Here is a 22,783-nt window from a genome sequence, read left to right on the forward strand (position 1 = left end):
TTAGGCGCGGAGCGCCTGTTTGCGACGACGCACTGCAGCGCCCACAAAGCCCAAGCCCGCCAACATCAAGGCGTAGGTCTCAGGTTCGGGAACAGCAGCGGTCAGGAATACGTAGTTGGTACTGGAGAAACCATCCTTGATATAGGCCGAGTAGGCCGAGTACATGCAGTCGGTCCCGGCGATTTCACAGCCGTTGTAACCCAAGCCTGTGCTGTCCAGTTTGTAGTTGCTGGCGTAGGTTTGTCCAGCATGGTCGCCCCAGCCGTCATACCAGGCCAGGTTGTTGATCGTCTGGCGATCTGTGGACACGGCGTATTGCGAGGCCAAACCACCAAAAATCAATGCGGCTGCGTCGAGGCCCGAGAACACGCCTGGATTAGAGGTCCAATGTGCCGCCGCGAGGCTGGAGGACGTGCCGTTGGCGAAGGTAATGGTGTTGCCGTCGGTGGTGAAGGATCCCACATAGGTTTGCGCGCTGGCCAAAGATGCAGCAAGTCCCAGTACGGCGCTGATGATGATTTTGTGTAGTGTCATGAAGTCTCCCTCTTGGTTGTGAATGCGTGCGGACTGTAGACCAGGCGTTTCATGTAACCAATGATCCGATCGGACTAGCGCTTTGTGCATGTCCGCAGATTTCTCCAGTGCAGGCGTGTGTAATAGCGCTTTTCCTTTCCATCTTCATTTGTGTCACCACTTGTAACAACGCGCACCAGCCTGCTGGACCTGATGCGCAGCCCCGCATCTGCAGCGCCCGTGGTGTGTGGGGTGCTGGCAGTCAATGTCATGGTCTTCTTGGCCATGCTGCTGGCTGGTGCAGGCTGGTGGCATGCGGCGCAGGGCGTGCCCTTGGCCTGGGGGGCCAACTTTGGGCCGGCCACGCAAGACGGCCAGTGGTGGCGCTTGGGCACGGCCATGTTTGTGCATTTTGGGGTGATGCACCTGGCGCTGAATATGTGGGCGCTGTGGGATGTGGGCCGCCTGATGGAGGGGCTGCTGGGGCGCTGGCGGTTTGCGGCGCTGTACCTGGGCAGCGGGGTGTTGGGCAATGGCGTGTCGCTGGTGGTGCAGGGCAACCAGGCGGTGTCGGGCGGGGCATCGGGCGCGGTGTTCAGCCTGTACGGGGCCTTGCTGGTGTTTTTGTGGCGCGAGCGCCGGCAGGTGGACCGGTCCGAATTTCGCTGGCTGTTTGGTGGGGCACTGTTTTTTACGGCATTGATGCTGGGTCTGGGCTTGGTACTGCCTGGCATAGACAACGCGGCACACGCCGGTGGCCTGCTGGCGGGCGCCTTGCTGGGCGGGCTGCTGGCCCGCCCGTGGACGGCCCAGAGCCCGCCAGTGCGGGCTTGGCAGTGGGCATCTGCCAGCGGGGTGTTGCTGCTGGTAGCGCTGCTGTGGCGCACCTTGCCAGCACCGCCCTACCTGATGGGGGAAGAGCTGAAGGCCCGGGCCGGCATTGCCCAGTTTTTGCAAGAAGACCAGCGCATCAGCCAGCGCTGGGGCAGCCTGGTGCAGAGCGGCCAGCAGGGTGGGCAAACTTTTGAGCAACTGGCCGGGCGCATAGACGCTGAAGTGGCCGCGGGCTACGCGCGCAGTTTTGACCGCCTGGCCGCTGCCGCCCCAGCCGGGGATGCGCCCTCGGCCGCTACGCTGGGGGCTTTGCAGGCCTATGCGGTGCAGCGTGCAGAGGCGGCACGCACGCTGTCTGATGGTCTGCGCCGAGGCGATGCCCAGGCACTGGACGCGGCCTTGCGCCCCGCTTCTGCACCGCTGCTGCCCCGGCGCTAGGCGCGCTGCTGCAGCACCAGCCGCTGCACCAATTGCGGCATAGGCATGGGTTTGCCAAACAGCCAGCCCTGTGCCAGCTGCACACCACGCTCACGCAGCAGGCGTGCCTGGTCTTCGGTCTCCACGCCCTCGGCAATCATCTTCAGGTTCAGATCCTTGGCCATGTCGATGATGTGCATGGCCACATGGCTCGTGGCGGCCCCGGTGCCCAGGGTGTCCACAAACGATTTGTCGATCTTCAGGTAGTCCAGCTCAAAGGTGCCCAGGTAGGACAGGCTGGAGTAGCCCGTGCCAAAGTCGTCCACCGCCACCTCGATACCCAGCGCGCGAATATCCCGGATGACCTCGCGCACTCGCACTGTGTCCATCAGGCCGCGCTCGGTGGCCTCCACCACCAGCTGCTGTGGGCCGGCCCCGCTGCTGTGCTGCAGGGCACGCAGGCGCTCCACCGTGCACGCCGACTTGAGGTCCAGCGACGACAGGTTGACGCCGATATGAAAGCCCGGGTAGCGCACCAGCAGGTCCCCCAGATCTTGCGCGCACAGCAGGAGCACGCGCTGGGTCAGGGCCTGGATCAGGCCCGACTCCTCGGCCACAGGGATGAACTTGTCCGGCCCCATGGCCAGGCCATCCCCACGGCGCCAGCGCAGCAGGGCTTCGGCCCCTACGCAGGCGCCCGTGTGCAGGTCGATGAGGGGCTGGTAGAGCAGGTAAAACTCGTTTCTGCGCAGCCCGGTGCGGATCATGGCGGGCAGCGCCATCTGCTGGCGCGCCACCAGAAACACCAAAAACGCCAGTGCCAGGCCCGCCAGAATGCCCAGCGGCAGCAGCTCCCGAATGACCGCCGTGGTGTGGGCCTGCAGCTGTGCCAGTGGCAAGGCCGCCAGCGTCACCGTAGAGAAGTTGCGCGACTCCACGGTGGCCACCAGATAACCATCGGCCATGAAGGTGGCCTGGCCACCGGTGCGTGGGCGGTCTATCCAGGCGCGCTGCACGGTGCCGCGTGTGGACCGGAAATTACCGTTGCGGGGGGAATACGTGGCCAGCGAGACATCGGCTGGCGTGGTGGGAATGTCGACGGTGATGGCTTCGTGCACGATGGCTGCGTAGCCTCCGCGCTCCACCACAATGAAAGTCATGCCCGGCGCAAATGGCAGCTGCACCTGCGTGTACAGGGTGATGCCATCCTTGCTGGGTGCGCCTGGCACGGGGGGCAGTGTGTAGGCTTGTTCCAGCTTGCCATAGGAGGTGCACAACAAGCGCCCGTTGGCGATGTGGGCCATGGCCTGGATGTCGGCTGAGACCAGATCGATCTCGCCCATGCGGGCCATCTGGGCGGCAGAGCAGGGGGCATCGCTGTGGGCCTGCAGTTTGGCAATGCCTGCATACACCTGCTTGGTGGCACGCTCGGAGCGCTGCAACACGGCGTGGGCATAGTCCAGCATGTGCTGCTGCTCGGCCTGCAAGCTTTGCCGCTGGGCCATGTGCAGCGTCACCCCGATGGGGATCGCCCCGGCCAGCAGGCCGGCCAATGTGGCCATGGTGATGGTGAGCTTTTTGTTCAAAAACACCTCGGAGGCGGTTGAGCTTGCAGCGCGCTGCTGCAGTGTACTGCGCTCCCAGGGTCTTGTATTTGCTATGAATTAAGGAGCTGTTTGCGCATACTCCATAAGGGCTAGAGGCCTATTTCATTCAAATTTTGCAAGGGCAGCAGCCTGCGCTGACTCTCAAACTGCCGCGCCTCGCCGCTCAGCGGGTCGGTGAAGGCAATGCGCTGGGCCAGCAGCTGCAGCGGGCGGGCGTAATCGGTAGCGTCTTCGGGGGTGAGGGTGGGGTACATGCCGTCAAACAGCAGGGGCAGGCCCAGCGCCGCCATGTGCACACGCAGCTGGTGGCGCTGGCCGGTCAGCGGCTGCAGTTGGTAGCGGGCCCACGGCCCCAGGGTTTCCAGTGGTGTGATGTCGGTGATGGCGTTCACCGCGCCGTCCACCTCGGTCTGCTGCATGAAGTGGGACGACACGGCGATGCGGCTCTCGCGGTGGATGGGCCAGGGCAGGGCGGGGTTGGCCGGCGCGATGCACTCGTAGGTCTTGGCCACCACCCGGTCGCGAAACAGCGCGTGGTAGGCGTCGCGCGTAGCGGGGTTGATGGAGAACAGCACCAGGCCTGCGGTGTCGCGGTCAATGCGGTGGATGGGGACCAAGTCGTGCAGCCCCAGCCGGTTCTTCAGGCGCACCAGCACGGTCTCTTGCAGGTATTTGCCCGAGGGCACGACCGGCAAAAAGTGTGGCTTGTCCACCACCAGCAGGTGTTCGTCCTGCCACAGCACCACTTCGTCAAACGGTATGGGCGGCTCGGCCGCCAGCGCGCGGTAGTAGTAGAGCCGGCGCTTGGGCGCATAGGCGCTGTGCGGCGTCAGCACCAGACCCTGCTCGTCCACCACATCGCCATCCTGCAGGCGCTGCAGCCATTGGGCGTGGGGGATGCCGGGGAAGCGTTGCACCAAAAATTCGAGCACCGTGGCCCAGGGCCCCTCGGGCAGCACCACGCTGCTGGCGCCTACCCCGTTGCGCGTGGGCGGGGCGTTGGGGCGGGGGCGCGCCATGCCAGCCGGGTTAAATGCGCTCGAACACCACGTCCCACACGCCGTGGCCGAGCTTGATGCCACGGTTTTCGAACTTGGTGAGCGGGCGGTAGTGCGGCTTGGGCGCGTAGCCGGCCAGCTCGGGGTTGGCTGCCAGCGCGCGGTTCTTCAGCTTGGGCTCGGCGCTCAGCACTTCCAGAATCTGCTGGGCATAGGGCTCCCAGTCGGTGGCGGCGTGCAGGTAGCCGCCGGGCTTCAGGCGCGCGGCCAGCTTGGCCACCAGCGGGCTCTGGATCAGGCGGCGCTTGTTGTGCTTGGTCTTGTGCCAGGGATCGGGGAAGAAGATGTGCACACCGTCCAGACTGCCCAGCGGCAGCATGTGGTCAATCACCTCCACCGCGTCGTGGTTGCAGATGCGGATGTTGGGAATGTTGTTTTCACCAATGCGTTTGAGCAGGGCGCCCACACCGGCCTCGTGCACCTCGCAGCACAAAAAGTTGGTGCCCGGCAGGGTCAGCGCAATTTGGGCCGTGGCCTCGCCCATGCCAAAACCAATCTCCAGCACCACCGGGCGCTGTGTGCCAGTTTGGGCATCATTTGGGCCGCTAGCCCCCGCCGCACCTGCGAATGCAGCTTCGAAATCGATAGCAGATGGCTGGTAGGGGAAGAGAAATTTCGGCCCCAGTTCCTCCACCGCCTTGATCTGCCCACTGCCCATGCGGCCCGCGCGCTTCACAAAACTCTTGATGGTGCGCATGAAGGGCTTGGCGCCTTCTTCGGCAGGGTTCTCGGGCGGGGTGGTGTCGGGTGTGGAGGTGGTCATGGTCGGCAGTCGCGGCAAAAAGGCCGGGCCTGCATTGTATGCAGGGGCGGTGGGGGGCATTTTTGGGAGTCGCGGGAAGGGGGGGCCACTTGCGGGAGTTGGCCAGAGAATGCTTTCTGGAAGACAATCGCTTCCACTTGCCGCACCGCGGGATACGCAGCCGACAAGCTGAAGTTAGCCTGAAGCCAACAGAAGCGTCTAAGGCTGGTAAAGCACTTCATAGTCAACACTTGTCCCCCGCTTTTCGAGATGCCTACCTTTCATCATAGATAAATTCTTGCTGCAGCAGCAGGTGCTGGAGCGGCTCGCCGAAGACCTGCTGCAAGCCGAACAGGCAGTGCGTGCGGCCCATGAAACGGCGACTCACGAAGAAAACATTGCCGAAAACAAATACGACACATTGGGACTCGAAGCCGCCTACCTGGCTACCGGCCAGGCTCGGCGCGCCGCAGGCATCCGCCAGGCGATGGCCAATTGGCGCCAATTCCGCCCGCGCCCCTACGATGCCAGCAAAGGTATACAGCTCGGCGCGCTGGTCTGCCTAGTCGATTCCGACGACAAGCAGCAACAGCTCTTTCTCGGGCCGGATGGGGGCAGCATGAAGTTGGTCAGCGGCGCTCAGCTCGTTCAGGTCATCAGTAGCGAAGCCCCTTTGGGCAGGGCCATGCTGGGTAAATGTGAGGGTGATGAGGTTTGGATACAGGTCGCTCCAATTCAACAGCAATTTGAGGTGCTGCGGGTTTATTAATCCGCAAGCAAGCCCATGCCAAATTGGTTGAGGTCAGCAGGCGTGCCTGGAGGCTAGACTTCGGCAGTGGGCCAGTTGCGGATCTTGGTGAATGTCCGCTTTGGAGCACGAAAAAAGATCGACCGGATTGCCGTACTTACGCTCCTGGGCTCCAAACCCAAGTGCTACTGAAACTGGGTGGACGTCGCACCTGCCATAGCCTTTTCGAAAGTGATTCTTTGTAGCAGAAGGATCGACAGCGACTGCAACAGTCGAGAACAAATCATGGCTCGGTCGTGTAGCATTTGCACAGAAGATCAGTTCTCTGTGTCTCAAATAAAGGGAGAAGCTATGAATAAGACCGATACATCCTCAAACCTCGTTGCAACGTCTGATCTGATCAGTTTTGTGAACTCGACTGAGCGTTCCGATGCCCAAATCCTGGGGCGGATTGAATCGCTGAATTTGTCGGCAGACGCTAAAGCACTACTTTCTGACCTTCTCAAACTTGGTGTCGACGTAGGCAATGCCGTCCTGCGAATCGGCCGGAAAGTTCTGGACTTCGTCCTGTCGCTCATTCAGCAATTCCCGAAGCTAGGCTTTGCAGTGATTCTTGCGGCCGTGGTGGCAGCTCTGCTCAGCATGGTTCCTCTGCTCGGTGGATTGTTGAGCCCCGTGCTTACTCCGTTGGCATTGGCCCTCGGCGTGAGCTGGGGCGCTCTCAAAGAATATGAGAGTGGGGACTTTGCGGATCGAATCAAGGAATTCGCAGCTCGGTTTGCGACAGACGCAGCATGACCACTGTTTCTTCTCGGGTTGGCGCAGCCGCAGTGCTCGAAGGCGTAGAACGGGTTGTTGCCGAGCCACTGCGATTCAAAGCCAAACTTGCGATCGGCGAGGAGGCGTATACATCGCTTCGCCTAGTCAACGGGATGCGTGAACTTTGGGATGTATTGGGCGCAGCTGGCACGGGCGCAGCTGTCGCCAAATCTAGCTTAGTCGCGACCTCTTTTTTTGCTCCATCTGGCCTACTCGGAGCGATTGGTATTGGGACCGCTGCAACGCCTATTGGTTGGGTAGCGTTTGCCGCCCTTGCTTCTGGAGGCGCATGTTATGGCCTCTATCGATTCCTCGGCAATTCGAAAGGCAGTCGGGTCATCGAGATACCCCGTTTCCTGAACACCCCGCTCGATGCGTTAGGCCTGGCTTTATTCGATCTGATTGCACCGCTAGCGCTTGGCTTGGCCAAGGTAGACGGACAGATCGATCCTGAGGAGCGGGAGCTCATCACAATGCACCTCGTCGAGGACTGGGGACTGGATGGCCATTTCGTGAAGCAAGCTCTCCAGGTGATTGAGCCTGAGTTGAATAAACTCAACGTGGAAGCGATGGCTCAAGAACTGGCCGAATTCCTCCACGCCAATCCAGACTGCAAGCACCAAGTTATTGCTACGGATCTTTCTGGCTTTCTTCGGGAGATGCTGACATCAGCCGGTGCTTTGACCCCCGCGGAAGAACAGACTTTGACCAAAGTGTCCAGATTACTGCACGCCGTACCCAACGGAAATCTTGCAAATTGGTGGGCAGAAGCCAAGGCGACAATCGCCCCGGTGAGCTCGCATTTAGCTGAGAGCGCATCTAAGACAGTGGATCGGATTCAATCGGCAATGCCTTCAGCGCAGGACGTCCGCACCACTGCTGCAACAGCAGGCAGCTCGATCCAACACGGGTTGAAGAGTGCGGCAGGTGCTGCTCAAGCGGCTCTACCGACCAAGGAGCAGCTGAAAAATACCGCTCAATCCGTTGCATCGACCACCGGTGCTGCTGCCTCATGGCTGCGAGAGAAGGTACGGCAAAAATAGTCTTGTGACCCTTTTGACGTTATTCCATATCGGGAGATAGTCAATCACGTGAACATTGTCATAGTGTTTTGATGGCTATGTATCCCACTGAAACTCCCCAGCTATTCCAATCCAATCCCTGCCAGCAATTCCTGTGAAAACCAGGCCATTGTTCTGATTCACACCTAACCCAAAAACGCGATTGGACTGCACTATGTATCGTCGGCTCCGGGCCAGTAACGGTCATTCGTGATAGTCAGCTTTGGGTTGAGTCCGGCGTGTCAACTCCAGTGGTATGTACTGACGGCATAATTTCGCCATGGACGACCGCTTCCACTACCCGCCGGATGTTTTCAATTTGCTTGTCGACACGATTCCTCTGCTCTCAAAAGGCAAGGATGACGTGCTGTTGTTCCTGCGCGGTGCCGGCGTGCCCAGTGACGATCTGCTGGAGATGCAAGCCAAGGTACGTGCAGACCGCAATTCGGTGAGCAAATTCGCGATAGTGCGCGACGTGCTGGAGAAACTCAACAAGCGTGGCGATGCCGGTCTTAGACCGCGTCGGGAAGTCATAAAACGTGTGGTTGAGTTCGAGCACTTCTCGATGTGCTGGGAAAGCGATGTGCATAAGGCCAAGGCCAACGTCGGCGACCTCGCCAAGATCGTCAACCATCGCGACTCGTTCACACGGATGAACCAGCAACGCGAGGCTGCGCAGGCGGATATTGCAGCGAAAGCGCGTGCAGAACGCGAAGCGGCGGCCGAGAAACGCCGAAAGATTCAAGATGTGCGCGACCGTTTGAACCTGCTATTCGGCTTGGACGCCGAGCCGCAGAAACGCGGCAAGCTGCTAGAAGGAGTGTTGAACGACTTGTTCCGCGTTCATGGCATTCTGGTTCGCGAGGACTTCAAACGACAGGATCCGACAGGCAGCGTTGTCGTCGAGCAGATTGACGGAGTCATAGAGTTCGAGGGAAACATATACCTAGTTGAGATGAAGTGGCTCAGCACTCCGGTGGGTGTGCCGGAACTCGGCTCACACATGATGCGGTTGTTCGCCCGCGAGGGCGTCCGCGGCATCTTTATCTCGAATTCCGACTTCACAGCGCCGGCCATCGCCGAATGCGTGACCCACTCCACCAACAAGGTCATGGCGCTATGCACGTTGCGTGAGATCGTCATGCTCCTGTTGAACGAACGTGACCTCATAGCGCTGCTACGGCACAAAGTGCAGGCCGCCATTTTGGACAAGAAGCCCTTCGCCGAAATCCTGTGTTGAACGTATCGTGCAACTAATCTTCTTTGACGAGGCGAAGGACGACGACGACTATCCGGTCTATCACATCGGTGGCGTGTGCATCGACGAAGCGGACATTGCGGATGTCGAAACACGCATTTCGCAATTGGCAGAGAAGTCTTTCGACAACTCAGTGCTTGGCCGCGACACGGAGTTTCATGCCGCCGAGATATTTCATCGGAAGGCCCACTTCAAAACCTGGAATGATTTTGGAGTCAGGCTTGATTTGCTGAAAGAGTTTGTTGGCATACTGTCGCTGAAACAGGTCAGCTTGATCGACATCCAGATTAACAAAGCCAAACTCCATGACACCCAGTCATCATCCGACATTGCATTCATGTTCTTGTGCGAACGCTCGAACCAATTGATGCGGGCACGGGGGAAGATGGGCATGTTAATCGGTGATCGGGACACTGATTCGTCGGCGGCGAGATGCGCAACCAGCCTGTCGTCCTATCGCGTAAATGGCACTGACTTTCAGTACGGGCAGAAGATTACCAACCTCGTAGACTCCGTGCACTTCACGCACTCGCATCTAAGCCGCTTTCTGCAGCTTGCTGATGTGTATACGTGGCTGAAGCAATTCCGTCATCGGAATACAGACTCCAAGAACGAGCGGCATCAGGCGCTGTTCAACATTCTCAATGACAAACACGCTGATCTCGGTCCGTCGAAGTACAAGGAGTGGCCGAAGTAGCGCTCCTCACTTCGGCTTCCTCGATCATTCTGGAACCCTAAACTCTCCATATGAGCCGTTGACCCAGGGATGTCTAATTTGGGTCGACAGCTACTGAGGGCCACAACGAGTCAGTCGCGACCGACCGCTCTGGGGACGCTGGCCAGACCAATGCTTGGACCCTTGAGGTGTGTCAACCTCAACAGTTGTCTCGTTGAAAAGGTCACGAACAATGCGTATTCATGAACTCAAGCAGCCTATCGAGCCGCCAAACAAAGTATCAATCGCCAGGGGGCTGTGCTCCCTTGTCGAGAGCCTGCCTCCAGACATCAACACCGAGCGAGGCTGCCTGGAAGATGCATTTGCGTTCCTTGACGCGGAACCGCCAAACGTAAGCGCCGCATTGGATGAGTTGACGCGCGGCTACACCCACGCCTTCCGCGGGATGCATCGCGAGACCAGACCGGAGGTCTGGCTCATTGCTGCCGCCGTCGAACTGCTCCGATAGCACGGTCTCCAAGGGGCCGGATGCTGTTTCTGGCGAATGACTGCTATCGAGATCGCGTCGAACTGAAAGTCGAACTATGTCTACCGGACCGTGTGAAGTCCAGTGGGCTGTATTACTGCCATCATCTGCCCGTAGTGTCGTGCGGCAAATTGCAATGCCGAGACAATGAAGTAGATGCGGGAAGAATGACAGCTGATCTTTCCGTCGCCGTTCAAGGCGAAATCAGCTGCTGGTTGGACAGACCAGGGTAACGTTTTACTTGCTGGCGCATGTTTTCCAGCGTTGCATTCAGTTGCTTGCTTGCTCGCGATTCCCATTCCTTGCGTGAATTGACATCCAAGCTGTCTGAAAGTGACTTGTTGACTTCTCTTTGGCATTGAGCCAGATTCGCAAGCTTTACGCGGGCTTGCGCTTTCATTCCCGCAAGTACTTCTTTCCTGGCAATTGGCGCCGGAGACGCTATCTCCAATGACCTGAACATGGCTGGATGGCAAGCGAGGTAATTGACCAAGTAGTTGTTGTACGCTTGGTCCTCTCGCCTAGCGGCATCGCCCCATGCATTCAGAGAAATGTTTGCTTGCGCTGAGCTTGATCCATTGAGAGCTGCAGAGAGTGTCCATCGATACTGGGCATGCTTGTCTTCAGCGCTGAAGGCGGCACATTCCTCTTGCGCGAGAACATACCCTTGTTCTGCTGCAGCACAAAAAGCTTTGCGTGCGTTCTCCATATAGCCATCTGCGTGTGGCATCGGTTCAAACTTGTAGCCGGCACCCAACGCGAATAGAACTTCGGGGTCTTTGGGGTTTGACGAAGCATTCAGGCATTGCGTGAACGCGCTAAGACGGTCAGCTACATATGAATCACCAGCCCGATAAAGCCGATCGGGGTAAAACTCTGTCTTCTGAACGCAAGTCAGAATTTCCTGCGTAATAGTTGAATTGCTTTGTGCCAATGTGGAGCCGCATATTGCACTGCAAAGAACTACTCCAAGGAGGCGAATTGTCACGGCGGCACTCACTATCAGACGAGATGGCATACGAATTCCCATTTGTTGCGTGAGATCTAATGAATTAGCTATGAAATGGACATCGAAATCGTATCGAACTGGGCCTGGATGCGGAATGATCGCTTCTGCCCCAAAGCTTGGGCATCTACAGACTGAAAGCAGTCCTTGAAAATGCAGTATTAACGTGAAAATGACAAGCCCGTCATCCTTCGCGACGAAGCCGCTGCACGCAAATGTGGGGCCGTGTCGATTGGCATATCTAGCTGGGACTCCATAAGCGGCAAGTCGTACGTTCCCCCATAAACCATACACAAGAGAACGGGTGCGTAGTTGCGTCGAGCCAGGGAAGAATGGTTGGAATGATCACGTCGTCTGGTGTAATGATTTGGCCATCGGTGTAAACGAGTAACTCGATACGCTTTACCGATGTCATGTATTTCTTGTTGAGCTTTTTGCGGATGATTCTTTCTGAGGGATCAGAAGTGGAAAAAGCATCTTGGCGGGCCTTAGAACCTGCAGCCTGCACTTTAGATATGTCCTCATCTGTAAGACTTACCAACTCGAAAGCAATTGGCCCATCAGTCGCGTGAACGCACAATAGGTCTGGCTCAGGTTCGGGCCTGCTGCACACACTCAGCCATTCACTCTCAATTTCCATGGCGCGCGCAAATCTAGCGAAAGCTGCCTGTTCGTTTTTTTGCTTTGAGGTGAGCGCCGTCGTCATGTTTGTGCCTGCTAACGAATCATGTGTGGAAGATTGAGCCTTGCGGAGACGCCAATAGACTGGTTGCTGACATTTGCAGCGATCTAAAGCAGTCGTTAGGTTGCATTGGACCTCCATAGCGAGGCAATCTTTATCCAGGCCTTGTGATACCAGCGCGGCCACACGACATGAACGTTTGCGACTTGCGTACCCGGTTCAACCCTCGCCCAGCCATGTGCGGCATTTCCGGCTTGCAGTTTCGTGAACAACTCGGCAGTGGCTTCGAGTGGCTTTCGTTGCTCTTCGTCGTTCATTCCTATCAGTGCTTGCTGTGTGTGGCGGGTTAGGCGAGCTAGTAGTTCAGCCGGAAGGCGGAGCTCGTGGCAGGAACCAAAGGTGTCGAACGAGGCGACGAAACCTTTCGCGAACGAACCCAGTGCGGCATCTTCGCCGCGCACAAGGAGTGCGCCGCCAAGTTCTGCGAAGTGATGCGGAGAACCCCACGCTTCGCGTGACCACTCAGCATCTGCCAGGAAAAGGTGCTCAAGCAAGAGCGGCGGTGCCCTCTCTGGTGCGGCCACGCACGCATGCACTACCCTCCACCGGAACTCTTGATTGGCATCCTCGAATTCCGCCGCGTGCTCGCCGTTCCAAGCGAAGGCAACCCGCTCCCGATCAGCTTCGGTGTACTTCTCGATGAAATCTGCGATCTCGTGCATTGATACAACCTAACGAAAAATTTATCGATTTTGCAGCCTATCGACCCGACACCACGACGCCTGCAGACTGGAAGCGGACTTTTGTCGCACTCCAAATCGGTCAGAGTAATTAGGTCTTATCACTTGTGGGGGGGCTAACAATGTGTGGCTCAATCCATTTAGATGAAAAAGTCTCGGGGCTACCTAAGAGAACCGGGTTCAAGACTTTGGTAATTTTCACAACCCCCATTGCACGGGTACCCTCTGAAATCTCAATCTCTCGACCATTCCACATAGAAGCTGGATAGACATCTGGAGAGATTAGCCAAATCAACACCCTGGTGACCTCCCCTGGGCTTACTTCGTCTACGTCGGGATACTGATGATGTCCGGATGACAAATAGTTCTCATGAACTTTGTGTATCGGGCGATAGCCGGAGCGTACGGCTAAGCGCCGCCCACTTTCAGAGGTGGCAAACAAATTAAACAAACCTTCGATGTCGTGTGGTCGGTTCATGGACAAGGGCTATCGGAAACATTGGCCTGTGTATTTTGCAGACCGCATTCGCTGCGTAGCTGAGGCGCTTTCAGACTGAAAGCCGACTCTCGTATCGCTCAACAGCAGTCGTTTACCTTCTGGTGAACACCAGAAATTCGTCACCAGAAGGATTTTTCATACAGAAGTTCAACACTGCTTGCGGCAAGTTTTCCCTCGAAACCTTCAATTCAGAGGGAACCGTCCATGAGGAAGTACCTGGGTCTCCAAAGCCGACGACGCAGCCGCCACGCACCAAGCCAGATAGAACTGCCTCAATCGTTTCCTCATCTGGCGGTCTGTGCAATTCGCTAAAGTCACCTTTCCGTATATTCCACAAGAACACCAAATCCCTGAGAGCTTCATCAAGCAGCTCTTGCGTCCATTCGTCTACTTCAGCGGGCGTGTGGGTCACAAAAATGTCCTGGCTAGACTTTTAGAAAATGGTCGACTTTCGCCCCAGAGCCGAGGCGCCTACAGACTGAAAGCCGACTTTAGCTGCGCTCCAAAGCAGTCGTTACGCCCAGGTTAAGGGCGCGGCTCCGCCGAAGGCGGAGACGTCGGACCTTGAACCTGTTGTTGGGCGGCATTCATCCAACCCTTTGGAAGTTTTAGCGCCCGACTTCCGCCTGATTTTGTAGACACCAGCCGTTTGAAATACTGCTCACGTAAATCTAGGGGTAGATCGCCCTGGATGCAGCAGAGAAACTCCCGCAGTTCACTTGAACTCCACGACCACGGGAAGATGAAATGAGGCTGTAGAAAGATTCTCTGCGCCTCAATTAAGACGTTCAAGCGCGAAGTTATTGGCAGGCCACTGGCGAGAGGCTCGAAGGGAGCCTTCCACGCAAAGGTGTAGCTGAAGGAAAGACACGCCGGACCACCAGCCGACTGACGCGGCCAGAGGTCCTCCTCAAAAGAAAGATTCAGTGCCTCTTTAAACTGTGCTGGTGTGAAGTGCCATGTGCCTTCATCGCATGTGCCCAGCACATTGTTTGCGTGCGAACGGTACGCATTGAAGACATCAACTGGGCCAGAAAAGGGCAGCACGCACCGAAGAGAAATATGCTCATTGAGCGTGCTCGTTGTCCTCTTTTCGAGGAACGACTCGACGAGTGGCCACGCGCTTCTGGCGTTCTTGATTCGCGTCTGGTGTCCAAAGCACACCGACTTTGGCGGTTCATATGACACGTACTCGTTCAATAACTCACTCACACCTTCTCCTATGACGTCCAACGTGTTGTAGACGTCAAACAGGTCTTATGAACAGAGCCACATACACCCATGATTCCCTCCCGTGGATTCTTTAAGTGCTTGATTTATATCCGATTAGTCAGACCCGATGCCGCGTGGCCATCGATGAAAATGAGGCCAAACCCTGCAAACCTGCTTATGAACAAGGCGGCTTGCTTATGAGCACCGTTAACGCCAGCTCAGGAACTCTTTGATTTCATTGCGCATTTTGACGTGGGATGCAATTTGATGGTGATAACGGAATGGCCGAACCCTGCAATAACCCAGCGCGCGGTGTCTTCATTGACAGTCCGCTTCCGCCGCCTAGCGGGGACGTCAAAAGACTGACTGCGGTCTTTCGCAGTGGTCCAAAGCGGTCATTACGTTTGAGATGAGAGGCAAACAACGGCGGCTGTACGTAGGCAAAAGTACTAAGGCGCGACCCGCCGCTATTTGTCCTCTCGATTGAAGGGTTGTGCATCACCTTTGGACCTCACACTCAATTCGCTCCAGTATGTATCACTGGCCGAGACTAGGGACTCGTAACTGACCTCAACTTCCGACGGAAGCATGACACGCATAGCATCGTATTCAAGCTCAAGAGTTCCCATGACGCAGTCGAGAAGCAGCGGCTGCTCGGAGGTGACATAAAGAATTTCAGGCTCTCGCTCTTGGATCTTCGTTATGTCTTGAGTTGGCTTTTCGTCGTACTCGCTGTAGACAACCTTGGTGTAGCCTGTTAGTTCGATTCGGAATGAAATTCCCGGCTCATCGAACATGCCACGTAGATACTCGATCTCGACCTCAAGTATTAGCGTTCCTGGAACGCTGCCGTCGATGTACTTCAGCACACCGTCGTGAAAAACACCCCAGATATCGCGCTTCATTTAAGGCCTAAAGAATAATGTTTGGAAACGTCATCGGAATCCTACAACTGAGCCATGTCGCCGAATGACTGCTGACGCCGCATAGGCGACCTCGGCAGGCGCACCTCATTTGTATCAGATCGGATGTCTGCTTTCGGGCAGGTATTTCGGGAGTGCAGAAGACCGCTTTGGGTCGATTGAGAATGTTCAATATTCACTACACACGCTAGGTGGAAGCCATCCATGCCAGCAAATCGTGTGAAGATAAACAGAACGAAGTTGACAACGCGAACTCCTGAGATGGCCCCCCATGACATACCACTGGTCTGATTCCACCGACTCCCTGGACTGGGACGAACTCGCCGCGCTCTACCGTGCAGCCCCTTTGGGCAACAAGACGCCCGAGGGGCTGAAAACGGCCTTTGGCAACAGCTTGTTCCGTTGCTTTGTGTATGACGATGGCGCGCTGGTAGGCGTGGGCCGCGTGCTGGCCGATGGTGTGGACTGCGCCTATGTTTGCGACGTGGCGCTGTTGCCCAGCCACCAGGGCACAGGTTTGGGCAAGGAGATCGTGGCACGGCTGGTAGCCTTGTCGCAGGGGCACAAGAAAATCATTCTCTATGCGGTGCCGGGCAAGGAGCCCTTCTACCGCAAGTTCGGTTTTCGCCGCATGCGCACAGCCATGGCCATTTTTCAGGACACGCAGACTGCGGCCGAGCGTGGTTATATCGACGAAAACTAAAGGAAGTCCGGATGTACAAATTGCATTGCTTCGCCCAATCGGGCAACAGTTTCAAGGTGGCTTTTTTGCTGCGTGCGCTGGGCCAGGCCTACGAGCCAGTGTTTGTGGACTTCATGAACGGGGCCTCACGCGACCCCGCGTGGCGCGAGGCCACCAATGAAATGGGCGAGGCGCCGATTCTGGAAGACGGCACACGCCGCATCACGCAGTCCGGTGCCATCCTCAGCTACCTGGCGGACAAACACGGCGCGTATGGCGGCACCACACCTGAGGAAAAGCTGGAGGTGCTGCGCTGGATTTTGTTTGACAACCACAAGTTCACCAGCTACTTCGCCAGTTACCGTTTTAGCAAATCGTTTGGCCCGGTGGCACCCGACCCGGCCGTGATGGCCTGGCTCAAGGGCCGGCTGGAAGTGGCCTACGACATCGTCAACAAACACCTGGCCAAGACACCGTTTATGGTGGGCAACGCCCCCACGATTGCCGACTTCTCGCTGAGCGGCTACGCGTTTTACCCCGAGGAAGAAAACGGGCTGGACCTGCTGAACCGCTACCCGCATGTGGCAGCCTGGGTCGCGCGCATGCAGGCCTTGCCCGGCTGGGTGGCGCCCTACGACCTGATGCCTGGCGACCGCATACTGCCCAAGTGGTGATGCCGGGGCATTTGCACGTAAGCTAGGGCGGCGTTCACAATTCGCTTCACTTCGGGAGGGTTGTCGTGTTCCTGCTTCGTGTGCTTCAGGGCTGGTCGACCGGTTTGCGCATTTGCCTGCTGCTGGCTAGCTGCGTGCTGGTGGGGCAGGCGCACGCAGCGCCCGGGTTGCAGCTGAACGTGGATGAGCAGGCTTGGCTGGCAGCGCACCGCGGCAAGACGTACACGGTGGGTTTTGATCCGTTTGCGGGTATGGACAGTTTTGAATTCCGGGGCCACCGCGTGGGCCTGTTGCACGACCTGCTCAAGGACATGCAGGCCCAGTTGGGGCTTCATGTGGTTCCAGCCCAGGTCAAGGGCTGGGATGATGCTTACAACCGCTTTGTTGCGGGCGACATCGACATCCTCTACGGCGCTAACGCCACGCCCGAGCGCGAACGCATCATGCGGTTTACCCGCCCGGTCTGGAAGTACCCCTACACCGTGTTTGCACGCAACGACACGGCGGTGCAGACGCTGGGCGACCTGGATGGCAAACGTGTGGGTTTTATTCGCAATGACTTTGTCATCGGGCAGCTGCCGCTGGAGTTTCCGAACATCCATGTGCAGAGCGTGGAGTTTGACGAACAGGAGGCGGGCCTGAAGGCGCTGGAGCGCGGCGAGCTGGACGGCTTTGTGACCGCGGGGGGCGGGTTGGAGTATGAATTTTTGTACGCCCACCCCAAGCTGGCCCTAGTGGCAGAGCTGCGCGCCATCACCTCGGACATGACCCTGGCCGTGGCCCGGGACCAGCAGCTTCTGGCAGGCCTGTTGGACCGCTACATTGCCCAGCGCGAGGCCGTCATTCAGGAGGTGAAAGCCAAGGCGCAGCGCCTGTACAACCGCAAGATCCTGCGCCTGAGCGAGGCCGAGTTGCGCTGGCTGGAGAAAAGCGGCACCGCCGTGGTGGGCGTGGCCGAGGACTACCTGCCTTTCGACTACTACGACAAAGGCGAGTACCGCGGCATTGCCGGCGAGATGTTGCAGCGCATTGGCGACACGGTGGGCATCCGCTTTGAGGTGGTCAGTGGCACCTTTGCCGACATCATGGACAAGGCGCGCAAGGGCGGTGTGGACGTGGCCAACATGGCCAAGACCGAAGACCGGCTCAAAGACTTTGTGTTTCCCCACGCCATCAGCACCGAGCGCGACATCATCGTGGGCCTCAAGAGCAGCGCGCCGGTGCAGGATGTGTACGGGCTGGACGGGCAACGGGTGGCGGTGATTGACGGTTTTTGGCACGAGGAGTACCTGCGCAAGAACCTGAAGAACCCGCAGATCGTGCGCACCGCAGACATCATGGAATCGCTGCGCCTGGTGCGCAATGGCGAGGTGGCCTACATGATCGAGAACCCCACGGTGGTGGAGTTCTACATCAACGGCCTGGGCTACACCGACGTGGTGAAACGCGGCAACACCTCCAAAGACTCGTTTGTGTACTTTGGCGTGAGCCGGCGCCAGCCCGAGCTGGCGTCCATCATGGACAAGGTGATTCCGCTGATCCGCTTTGAGGACGCCAAGTACGCCGGCATCCAGAGCGTGCCGGCCCTGCGCAACGAGGCCAACCGGCGGCTGATCCTGATCGTGGCGTTTTTGCTGGCGGCCTTGCTGGGCATTTTGATGCTGGTCATCAAGGTGGTGCGCAAGCTGGCCGAGCAAAAGGCCCGCACCCAGTTTTTGACCGAGCGCGAGCATTTTCTGTACACCGACACCCTGACCGGCTTTCACAACCGCAACTACTTCAGCGACCGGGCCGAGCAGGCGCTGCGGCCCGACTACCCGCAGGCCGTGGTGGTGGCCGACTTGAATAACCTGAAGCGTGTGAACGACAGCTACGGCCACGCCGCGGGTGACGCCTTGCTGCTGCTGTTTGCGGGCTTGGTGCGTGAGCAGTGGCCCGAGGGGCATTTCTTCCGCATGGGGGGTGACGAGTTCCTCATCGTGCTGCCCGCTACCAGCGAAGCCCAGGCCCTGGCGGGCATGGAGGGGCTGCGCCAGCGCTGCCTGGGTGCCCGGCTGCCAGCCGCGCCGGATGCCTGGGGCGCCCCCAGCGCCGCGCTGGGCCACGCCATGCGTGCGAATGCAGAGCAACCCCTGGCGCAGTGCATTGCGCAGGCTGACCAGTGCATGTACCAGGCCAAGGCGCTGATGAAAAAGCGGCGTTCGGACCTAGAGGATCCTGCGCCCGAACCCTCAGCCTGAGGCGGTGGCCAGGCGCCATGCTTGCACCCAGCTTGCTAGGTGGTCTGGCGTGTGTGTGCCGGCGCCTGGCGGCAGGCCCAGCGCCTGTGCGGCCTGCTGCAGGGCTTGCAGCGCAGCCTGGGGTGTGGCGGTGTCCAGTGCGGTAGCGCCGTTTTGTTTGCTGAGTTTTTCGCCGTTGGGGCCCAGAACCAGCGGCGTGTGCAGGTAGTGCGGGGTGGGCAGGCCCAGCGCGCGCTGCAGCCCAATTTGCCGCGCCGTGTTGTCGGCCAGGTCTTCACCGCGCACCACATGCGTGATGCCTTGTGCCGCATCGTCCACCACCACCGCTAGCTGATAGGCCCACAGGCCATCGGCGCGTTTGAGCACAAAGTCGCCTACCGCCTGTTCCACATGCTGGCTTTGTGGGCCCAGGCGGCGGTCGGTCCAGTGCAGTAGCTGGGCGTTATTTGCTATGAATTCAGGAGCTGCTTGCGCAATATCCATAAGCGCTAGAGGCCAATTTGGCTTAAAAATAGCGGTATCAGTGCGCAGGCGCCAGGCACGACCGGGCTTGCCGTGTAGGCCGCCTTGCTCGGGTCTGCAGGTGCCGGGGTAGACCAGTTCGCCGTGGCGCGGCTTGCCATCGCCCCGCACGGCCAGCGCTTGTTCAATGTCTTTGCGCGAGCAGGCGCAGGCATAGGCCAGGCCGGCGGCAATCAGTTGCTCCAGCGCTTGTTGGTACAGGTTGTTGCGCTGGCTTTGCCACACGGGCGGTTCGTCGGGGTGCAGGCCGCAGGCGGCCAGTTGCTGCAAGATGGTCTGGTCGGCACCCGGTATGCAGCGCGGTGTGTCCACGTCTTCGATGCGCACCAGCCACTGCCCGCCATGCGCCCGCGCATCCAGCCAACTGGCCAGCGCCGCAACGAGCGAGCCCGCATGCAGCGGGCCCGTGGGGGAGGGCGCGAATCGCCCTCGGTAGGTCAAACGGCTGTTCACGCCATCGAGAGTGCCAGTTCAAGGCCTGACACAAAGGCATCTTCCACGCGGTGGCCCAGGCACCAGTCGCCGCACACGCCCAGGCCGGCCTTGGCGTCCAGCAGGTGGCTGTGGCCCAGGGGCTGTTCGGTCTTGGCGTACATCCAGCGGTGCACATCGGCGTGGGCCGGTTCGGCGCGGATGCCAGTGATCTCGGAGAAGGCCTTGATGAGTTTGGCCTGCACGCGGGCGGGGTTGTCTTGCAAATGTTCTTGTGACCAGGCGGCGCTGGCTTGCACGGTCCAGCGCTCCACGCGGCCACGGCCCGGTTTGCTCGATTCACGTGTGAGCCAGGCAATACGGTGGTGGGTGCTGCGCGCCGCGTTCCACTGCGGGCCCAAGGTGGTGAGGCCGGGTTGCACGGCCTGCGGGAAGGCCAGCATCAGTGTCCAGCACGGGGCCACTGACACCTTGGTGGTTTTCTTGGCCAGCGCCTCACCCTTGGGGGTGGTGGCCAGCAGGGCCTGGGCCTGCGGGTGGGGGATGGCCAGCACCACGGCGTCAAAACCGCTGTACACATGGCTACTGTCGTCGGCACCGGTGGTGCGCAGCTGCCATTGGTTTTTGTTGAGGGCGTCGGGCGCAATGCCCATGACGCGGGTTTGCAATTCCACGTTGCCTGCGTCCACCAGCGGCTTGGCCCATGCGCCCACCAGCGCGTTCATACCGGGCGAGGGCACCCAATGCGGCTCGCGTGCCGGCAGGCCGGCAGCGGCCACGCGGCCGTGGGAGTCCAGCACACGCACGGTGTTGGCGCTCCAAGGGCGGCACAGGCCGGCGGTGGTTTGCAGGGCCAGCTCAAAGCGTGCATCGCGCACGGTGAAATACTGCGCGCCATGGTCAAAGGTGCCGAACGCGCTGCTGCGCGTGGACATGCGCCCGCCCAAGCCCTGGCTTTTGTCAAACACGGTCACCCGGTGGCCTGCTTGCACCAGCGTGCGTGCACAAGCGATACCGGCCATGCCGGCGCCCACGATAGCGATGTGTTTGGAAGTGGTCATGGGCGCAATCTCCAATAGTTGTAGTGGTCTCTTTATACACGCTGGCCGGGCCCCACGGGCTTACGCGTTGCGGTGTTCTTCCAGCAGCGCGTCGCGTGTGGCCGGGCTTTCCAGTTGGCTCAGCCACCACTGCAGTGCCTTGCCCTGCTGGGTGGTTTTGCTCAGGCGCCAGGCGTAGTGCAGCGGCACCTGGCGCTGGGCGCGCTCGGTCTTTTTCACCACCAGGCGGCCGGTTTCGATGTAGCTGTCGGCCATGCAGCGTGGCAGGTTGCCACCGCCCAGGCCACGCAGTTGTGCGTCCAGCTTGGCGTGCATGGTGGGCACGGTGAATACATCTTGTCCGCTGAGCAGGCCAAAGGTCTGGCCCAAACCGCGGCTGATGGAGTCGGCCACCGCCACGGCACGGTGTTTCTGGATCACCTCGTCGCTGAGCGGCTCGGGCGCGTTGGCCAGCGGGTGGTGGGGGGCCACGGCATACACAAAGGTGATGTGGCCCAGGGGTTTGCTGTGCACCCCGGCGGTACGCGCCGAGTCTGGGCCCACGCCAATGGCCAGGTCGGCCTGGCCGCGGGTCAGGGCTTCGAGCGTGCCCGACAGCGTTTCCTCGCGCAGGCGGATGCGGGTGGGGGGCGACTGGCTGAAAAAGCTCTCGCACAGCTCCATCATGGTGGGTTTGGAGATGACGGTGTCGATGGCAATGGTGAGCTGCGGCTCCCAGCCCGTGGCCACACGTTTGACGCGGTTGGCCACCGCATCAATTTCTTCGAGCAGGCGCGCACCTTCGCGCAGCAGCTCGGCCCCGGCCTCGGTCAGCTTGGCCTGCCGCGAGCTGCGGTCGTACAACAGCACGTCCAGCGCGTCCTCGATCTGGCGCACCCGGTAGGTCAGCGCGCTGGGCACCATGCCCATTTCGCGCGCCGCGGCGGCAAAGCTGCCGGCCACCGCAATGGTCTGCAGCATGGAGAGCGCGTCGGGAGTCAAAAAGTCGCGGGCGTTTTGCATGAAGCAGGCCTTTATGTTGAATTGGTTTGAATGATGCCATCAAACAGCGTGGATGGAAAACACTGTTCCGAGGCCTAAAGTTCAACCCATCAGCAAGACACACAGAGAAAGGACACCGCTATGTTGACCTTACGCAAATCCCAAGACCGCGGCCAAGCCGACCATGGCTGGCTGAAGTCGTTCCACAGCTTTTCGTTCGCCGGTTACTACGACCCTGCCCACATGGGCTGGGGCAACCTGCGCGTCATCAACGAAGACCGCATTGCCCCCGGCACCGGCTTTGGTACCCACGGCCACCGCGACATGGAAATCATCAGCTACGTGATGTCGGGCAACCTGGCGCACAAGGACAGCATGGGCAACGTCAAGGGTATTCCGCCCGGTGATGTGCAGCGCATGAGTGCGGGCAGCGGTGTGCAGCACAGCGAGTTCAACCACGCCCAGGGCGAGACCACACACTTCTTCCAGATCTGGATCGAGCCCAATGTGCGCGGCATCCCGCCCAGCTATGAGCAGAAGAGTTTTGACACTGCCGAGAAACAAGGCAAGCTGCGGCTGGTCGCGTCGCCCGACGGTGCGGACAACAGCGTGCTGATCCACGCCGATGCCAAGCTGTACAGCGGCCTGTTTGATGGTGCCGAGAGTGCCGAACTGGCCCTGGACCCCGCCCGCAAAGCCTATGTGCAGGTGCTGCGTGGCGGTGTGGAAGTGAATGGCGCCAAGCTCACGACGGGTGATGCGGCGCTGCTTGAGGGCGAAAGCCGCATTACCCTGGCCCAAGGGTCCAACGCCGAAGTCTTGGTGTTTGACCTGGAAGCCTGATTTTTTAGTTCTTTAACCAACGAAGGA

The 22,783-nt window shown here is 59.2% G+C and carries 24 protein-coding genes; 11 read left to right on the forward strand and 13 right to left on the reverse strand.

The window, feature by feature from the left end; genetic code table 11:
- Complete coding sequence (locus tag C5F53_RS06215) at positions 1–534, reverse strand: PEPxxWA-CTERM sorting domain-containing protein (protein WP_105260512.1); 534 nt, start codon at positions 532–534, stop codon at positions 1–3.
- A 150-nt stretch (positions 535–684) separates the two neighbouring features.
- On the opposite strand from C5F53_RS06215, the gene C5F53_RS06220 reads away from it, so the two are divergent.
- A complete protein-coding gene (locus tag C5F53_RS06220; RefSeq protein WP_201740812.1) occupies positions 685–1,785 on the forward strand; it encodes a rhomboid family intramembrane serine protease in 1,101 nt (366 codons plus the stop codon).
- Here the strand turns inward: C5F53_RS06220 and C5F53_RS06225 are convergent.
- From C5F53_RS06225 to trmB, 3 genes are all read right to left on the reverse strand, one after another.
- Positions 1,782–3,350: an EAL domain-containing protein gene (locus C5F53_RS06225; RefSeq protein ID WP_161499893.1), complete on the reverse strand. Its 1,569-nt coding sequence runs from the start codon at positions 3,348–3,350 to the stop codon at positions 1,782–1,784. The two genes, C5F53_RS06220 and C5F53_RS06225, sit on opposite strands and share 4 nt — an antisense overlap.
- A 110-nt stretch (positions 3,351–3,460) precedes the next feature.
- Complete coding sequence (locus C5F53_RS06230) at positions 3,461–4,390, reverse strand: pseudouridine synthase (protein WP_105260515.1); 930 nt, start codon at positions 4,388–4,390, stop codon at positions 3,461–3,463.
- A 10-nt stretch (positions 4,391–4,400) separates the two neighbouring features.
- Entirely contained in the window at positions 4,401–5,192 is a 792-nt protein-coding gene (trmB, locus tag C5F53_RS06235; RefSeq protein WP_105260516.1) for a tRNA (guanosine(46)-N7)-methyltransferase TrmB, read from the reverse strand.
- 265 nt (positions 5,193–5,457) lie between these two features.
- On the opposite strand from trmB, the gene C5F53_RS06240 reads away from it, so the two are divergent.
- From C5F53_RS06240 to C5F53_RS06265, 6 genes are all read left to right on the forward strand, one after another.
- Entirely contained in the window at positions 5,458–5,940 is a 483-nt protein-coding gene (locus C5F53_RS06240) for a GreA/GreB family elongation factor (protein ID WP_105260517.1), read from the forward strand.
- Between the two features lie 330 nt (positions 5,941–6,270).
- Entirely contained in the window at positions 6,271–6,717 is a 447-nt protein-coding gene (locus tag C5F53_RS06245; RefSeq protein ID WP_146097304.1) for a hypothetical protein, read from the forward strand.
- Positions 6,714–7,781, forward strand: a complete 1,068-nt coding sequence (locus C5F53_RS06250) for a TerB family tellurite resistance protein (RefSeq protein WP_146097305.1) — start codon at positions 6,714–6,716, stop codon at positions 7,779–7,781. The genes C5F53_RS06245 and C5F53_RS06250 overlap by 4 nt, the downstream gene beginning before the upstream one ends.
- 298 nt (positions 7,782–8,079) lie before the next feature.
- Positions 8,080–9,039: a restriction endonuclease gene (locus C5F53_RS06255; protein WP_105260519.1), complete on the forward strand. Its 960-nt coding sequence runs from the start codon at positions 8,080–8,082 to the stop codon at positions 9,037–9,039.
- Positions 9,040–9,046: 7 nt separating this feature from the next.
- Positions 9,047–9,754: a DUF3800 domain-containing protein gene (locus tag C5F53_RS06260; protein ID WP_105260520.1), complete on the forward strand. Its 708-nt coding sequence runs from the start codon at positions 9,047–9,049 to the stop codon at positions 9,752–9,754.
- Between the two features lie 211 nt (positions 9,755–9,965).
- On the forward strand, positions 9,966–10,241 hold the full coding sequence (locus tag C5F53_RS06265; protein WP_105260521.1) for a hypothetical protein: 276 nt from the start codon (positions 9,966–9,968) through the stop codon (positions 10,239–10,241).
- A 211-nt stretch (positions 10,242–10,452) separates the two neighbouring features.
- Here the strand turns inward: C5F53_RS06265 and C5F53_RS20075 are convergent, their stop codons facing one another.
- The 6 genes from C5F53_RS20075 to C5F53_RS06280 all read right to left on the reverse strand — a co-directional run bounded on the left by C5F53_RS20075 (position 10,453) and on the right by C5F53_RS06280 (position 15,303).
- A complete protein-coding gene (locus C5F53_RS20075) occupies positions 10,453–11,247 on the reverse strand; it encodes a hypothetical protein (RefSeq protein ID WP_146097306.1) in 795 nt (264 codons plus the stop codon).
- Between the two features lie 259 nt (positions 11,248–11,506).
- Positions 11,507–11,971, reverse strand: a complete 465-nt coding sequence (locus C5F53_RS06270) for a hypothetical protein (RefSeq protein WP_105260522.1) — start codon at positions 11,969–11,971, stop codon at positions 11,507–11,509.
- 95 nt (positions 11,972–12,066) lie between these two features.
- Positions 12,067–12,669: a hypothetical protein gene (locus tag C5F53_RS06275; protein WP_105260523.1), complete on the reverse strand. Its 603-nt coding sequence runs from the start codon at positions 12,667–12,669 to the stop codon at positions 12,067–12,069.
- A 608-nt stretch (positions 12,670–13,277) separates the two neighbouring features.
- Entirely contained in the window at positions 13,278–13,598 is a 321-nt protein-coding gene (locus C5F53_RS20080) for a hypothetical protein (RefSeq protein WP_146097307.1), read from the reverse strand.
- A gap of 113 nt (positions 13,599–13,711) precedes the next feature.
- Entirely contained in the window at positions 13,712–14,398 is a 687-nt protein-coding gene (locus C5F53_RS20085; RefSeq protein WP_146097308.1) for a hypothetical protein, read from the reverse strand.
- A 467-nt stretch (positions 14,399–14,865) separates the two neighbouring features.
- Positions 14,866–15,303: a hypothetical protein gene (locus C5F53_RS06280; protein WP_105260524.1), complete on the reverse strand. Its 438-nt coding sequence runs from the start codon at positions 15,301–15,303 to the stop codon at positions 14,866–14,868.
- A gap of 289 nt (positions 15,304–15,592) precedes the next feature.
- Here C5F53_RS06280 and C5F53_RS06285 point away from each other — a divergent pair, with 289 nt between their 5' ends.
- From C5F53_RS06285 to C5F53_RS06295, 3 genes are all read left to right on the forward strand, one after another.
- Entirely contained in the window at positions 15,593–16,024 is a 432-nt protein-coding gene (locus C5F53_RS06285) for a GNAT family N-acetyltransferase (RefSeq protein WP_105260525.1), read from the forward strand.
- A gap of 11 nt (positions 16,025–16,035) precedes the next feature.
- Positions 16,036–16,677, forward strand: a complete 642-nt coding sequence (locus C5F53_RS06290) for a glutathione S-transferase family protein (protein WP_105260526.1) — start codon at positions 16,036–16,038, stop codon at positions 16,675–16,677.
- A 65-nt stretch (positions 16,678–16,742) separates the two neighbouring features.
- Positions 16,743–18,917 (forward strand): transporter substrate-binding domain-containing protein, encoded by a 2,175-nt coding sequence (locus C5F53_RS06295; RefSeq protein ID WP_146097309.1) that lies wholly within the window; start codon positions 16,743–16,745, stop codon positions 18,915–18,917.
- Here the strand turns inward: C5F53_RS06295 and gluQRS are convergent.
- From gluQRS to C5F53_RS06310, 3 genes are read right to left on the reverse strand one after another with little or no spacing between them, the layout of a single operon-like run.
- Positions 18,909–19,892 (reverse strand): tRNA glutamyl-Q(34) synthetase GluQRS, encoded by a 984-nt coding sequence (gluQRS, locus tag C5F53_RS06300; RefSeq protein WP_236635270.1) that lies wholly within the window; start codon positions 19,890–19,892, stop codon positions 18,909–18,911. The genes C5F53_RS06295 and gluQRS overlap by 9 nt on opposite strands.
- Positions 19,889–20,932, reverse strand: coding sequence for an NAD(P)/FAD-dependent oxidoreductase (locus tag C5F53_RS06305; RefSeq protein WP_146097310.1), 1,044 nt, complete (start codon positions 20,930–20,932; stop codon positions 19,889–19,891). The genes gluQRS and C5F53_RS06305 overlap by 4 nt, the downstream gene beginning before the upstream one ends.
- A 60-nt stretch (positions 20,933–20,992) precedes the next feature.
- On the reverse strand, positions 20,993–21,934 hold the full coding sequence (locus C5F53_RS06310) for a LysR family transcriptional regulator (protein WP_105260528.1): 942 nt from the start codon (positions 21,932–21,934) through the stop codon (positions 20,993–20,995).
- A gap of 120 nt (positions 21,935–22,054) precedes the next feature.
- Between C5F53_RS06310 and C5F53_RS06315 the strand changes: the two genes are divergently transcribed.
- Positions 22,055–22,756 carry a pirin family protein gene (locus tag C5F53_RS06315; protein WP_105260529.1) on the forward strand — a complete coding sequence of 234 codons (702 nt, stop codon included), beginning with the start codon at positions 22,055–22,057 and terminating at the stop codon, positions 22,754–22,756.
- The last annotated feature ends 27 nt before the right edge of the window (positions 22,757–22,783 follow it).

It is taken from the genome of Rhodoferax sp. TS-BS-61-7, assembly GCF_002943465.1.
GTDB lineage: Bacteria > Pseudomonadota > Gammaproteobacteria > Burkholderiales > Burkholderiaceae_C > Allorhodoferax.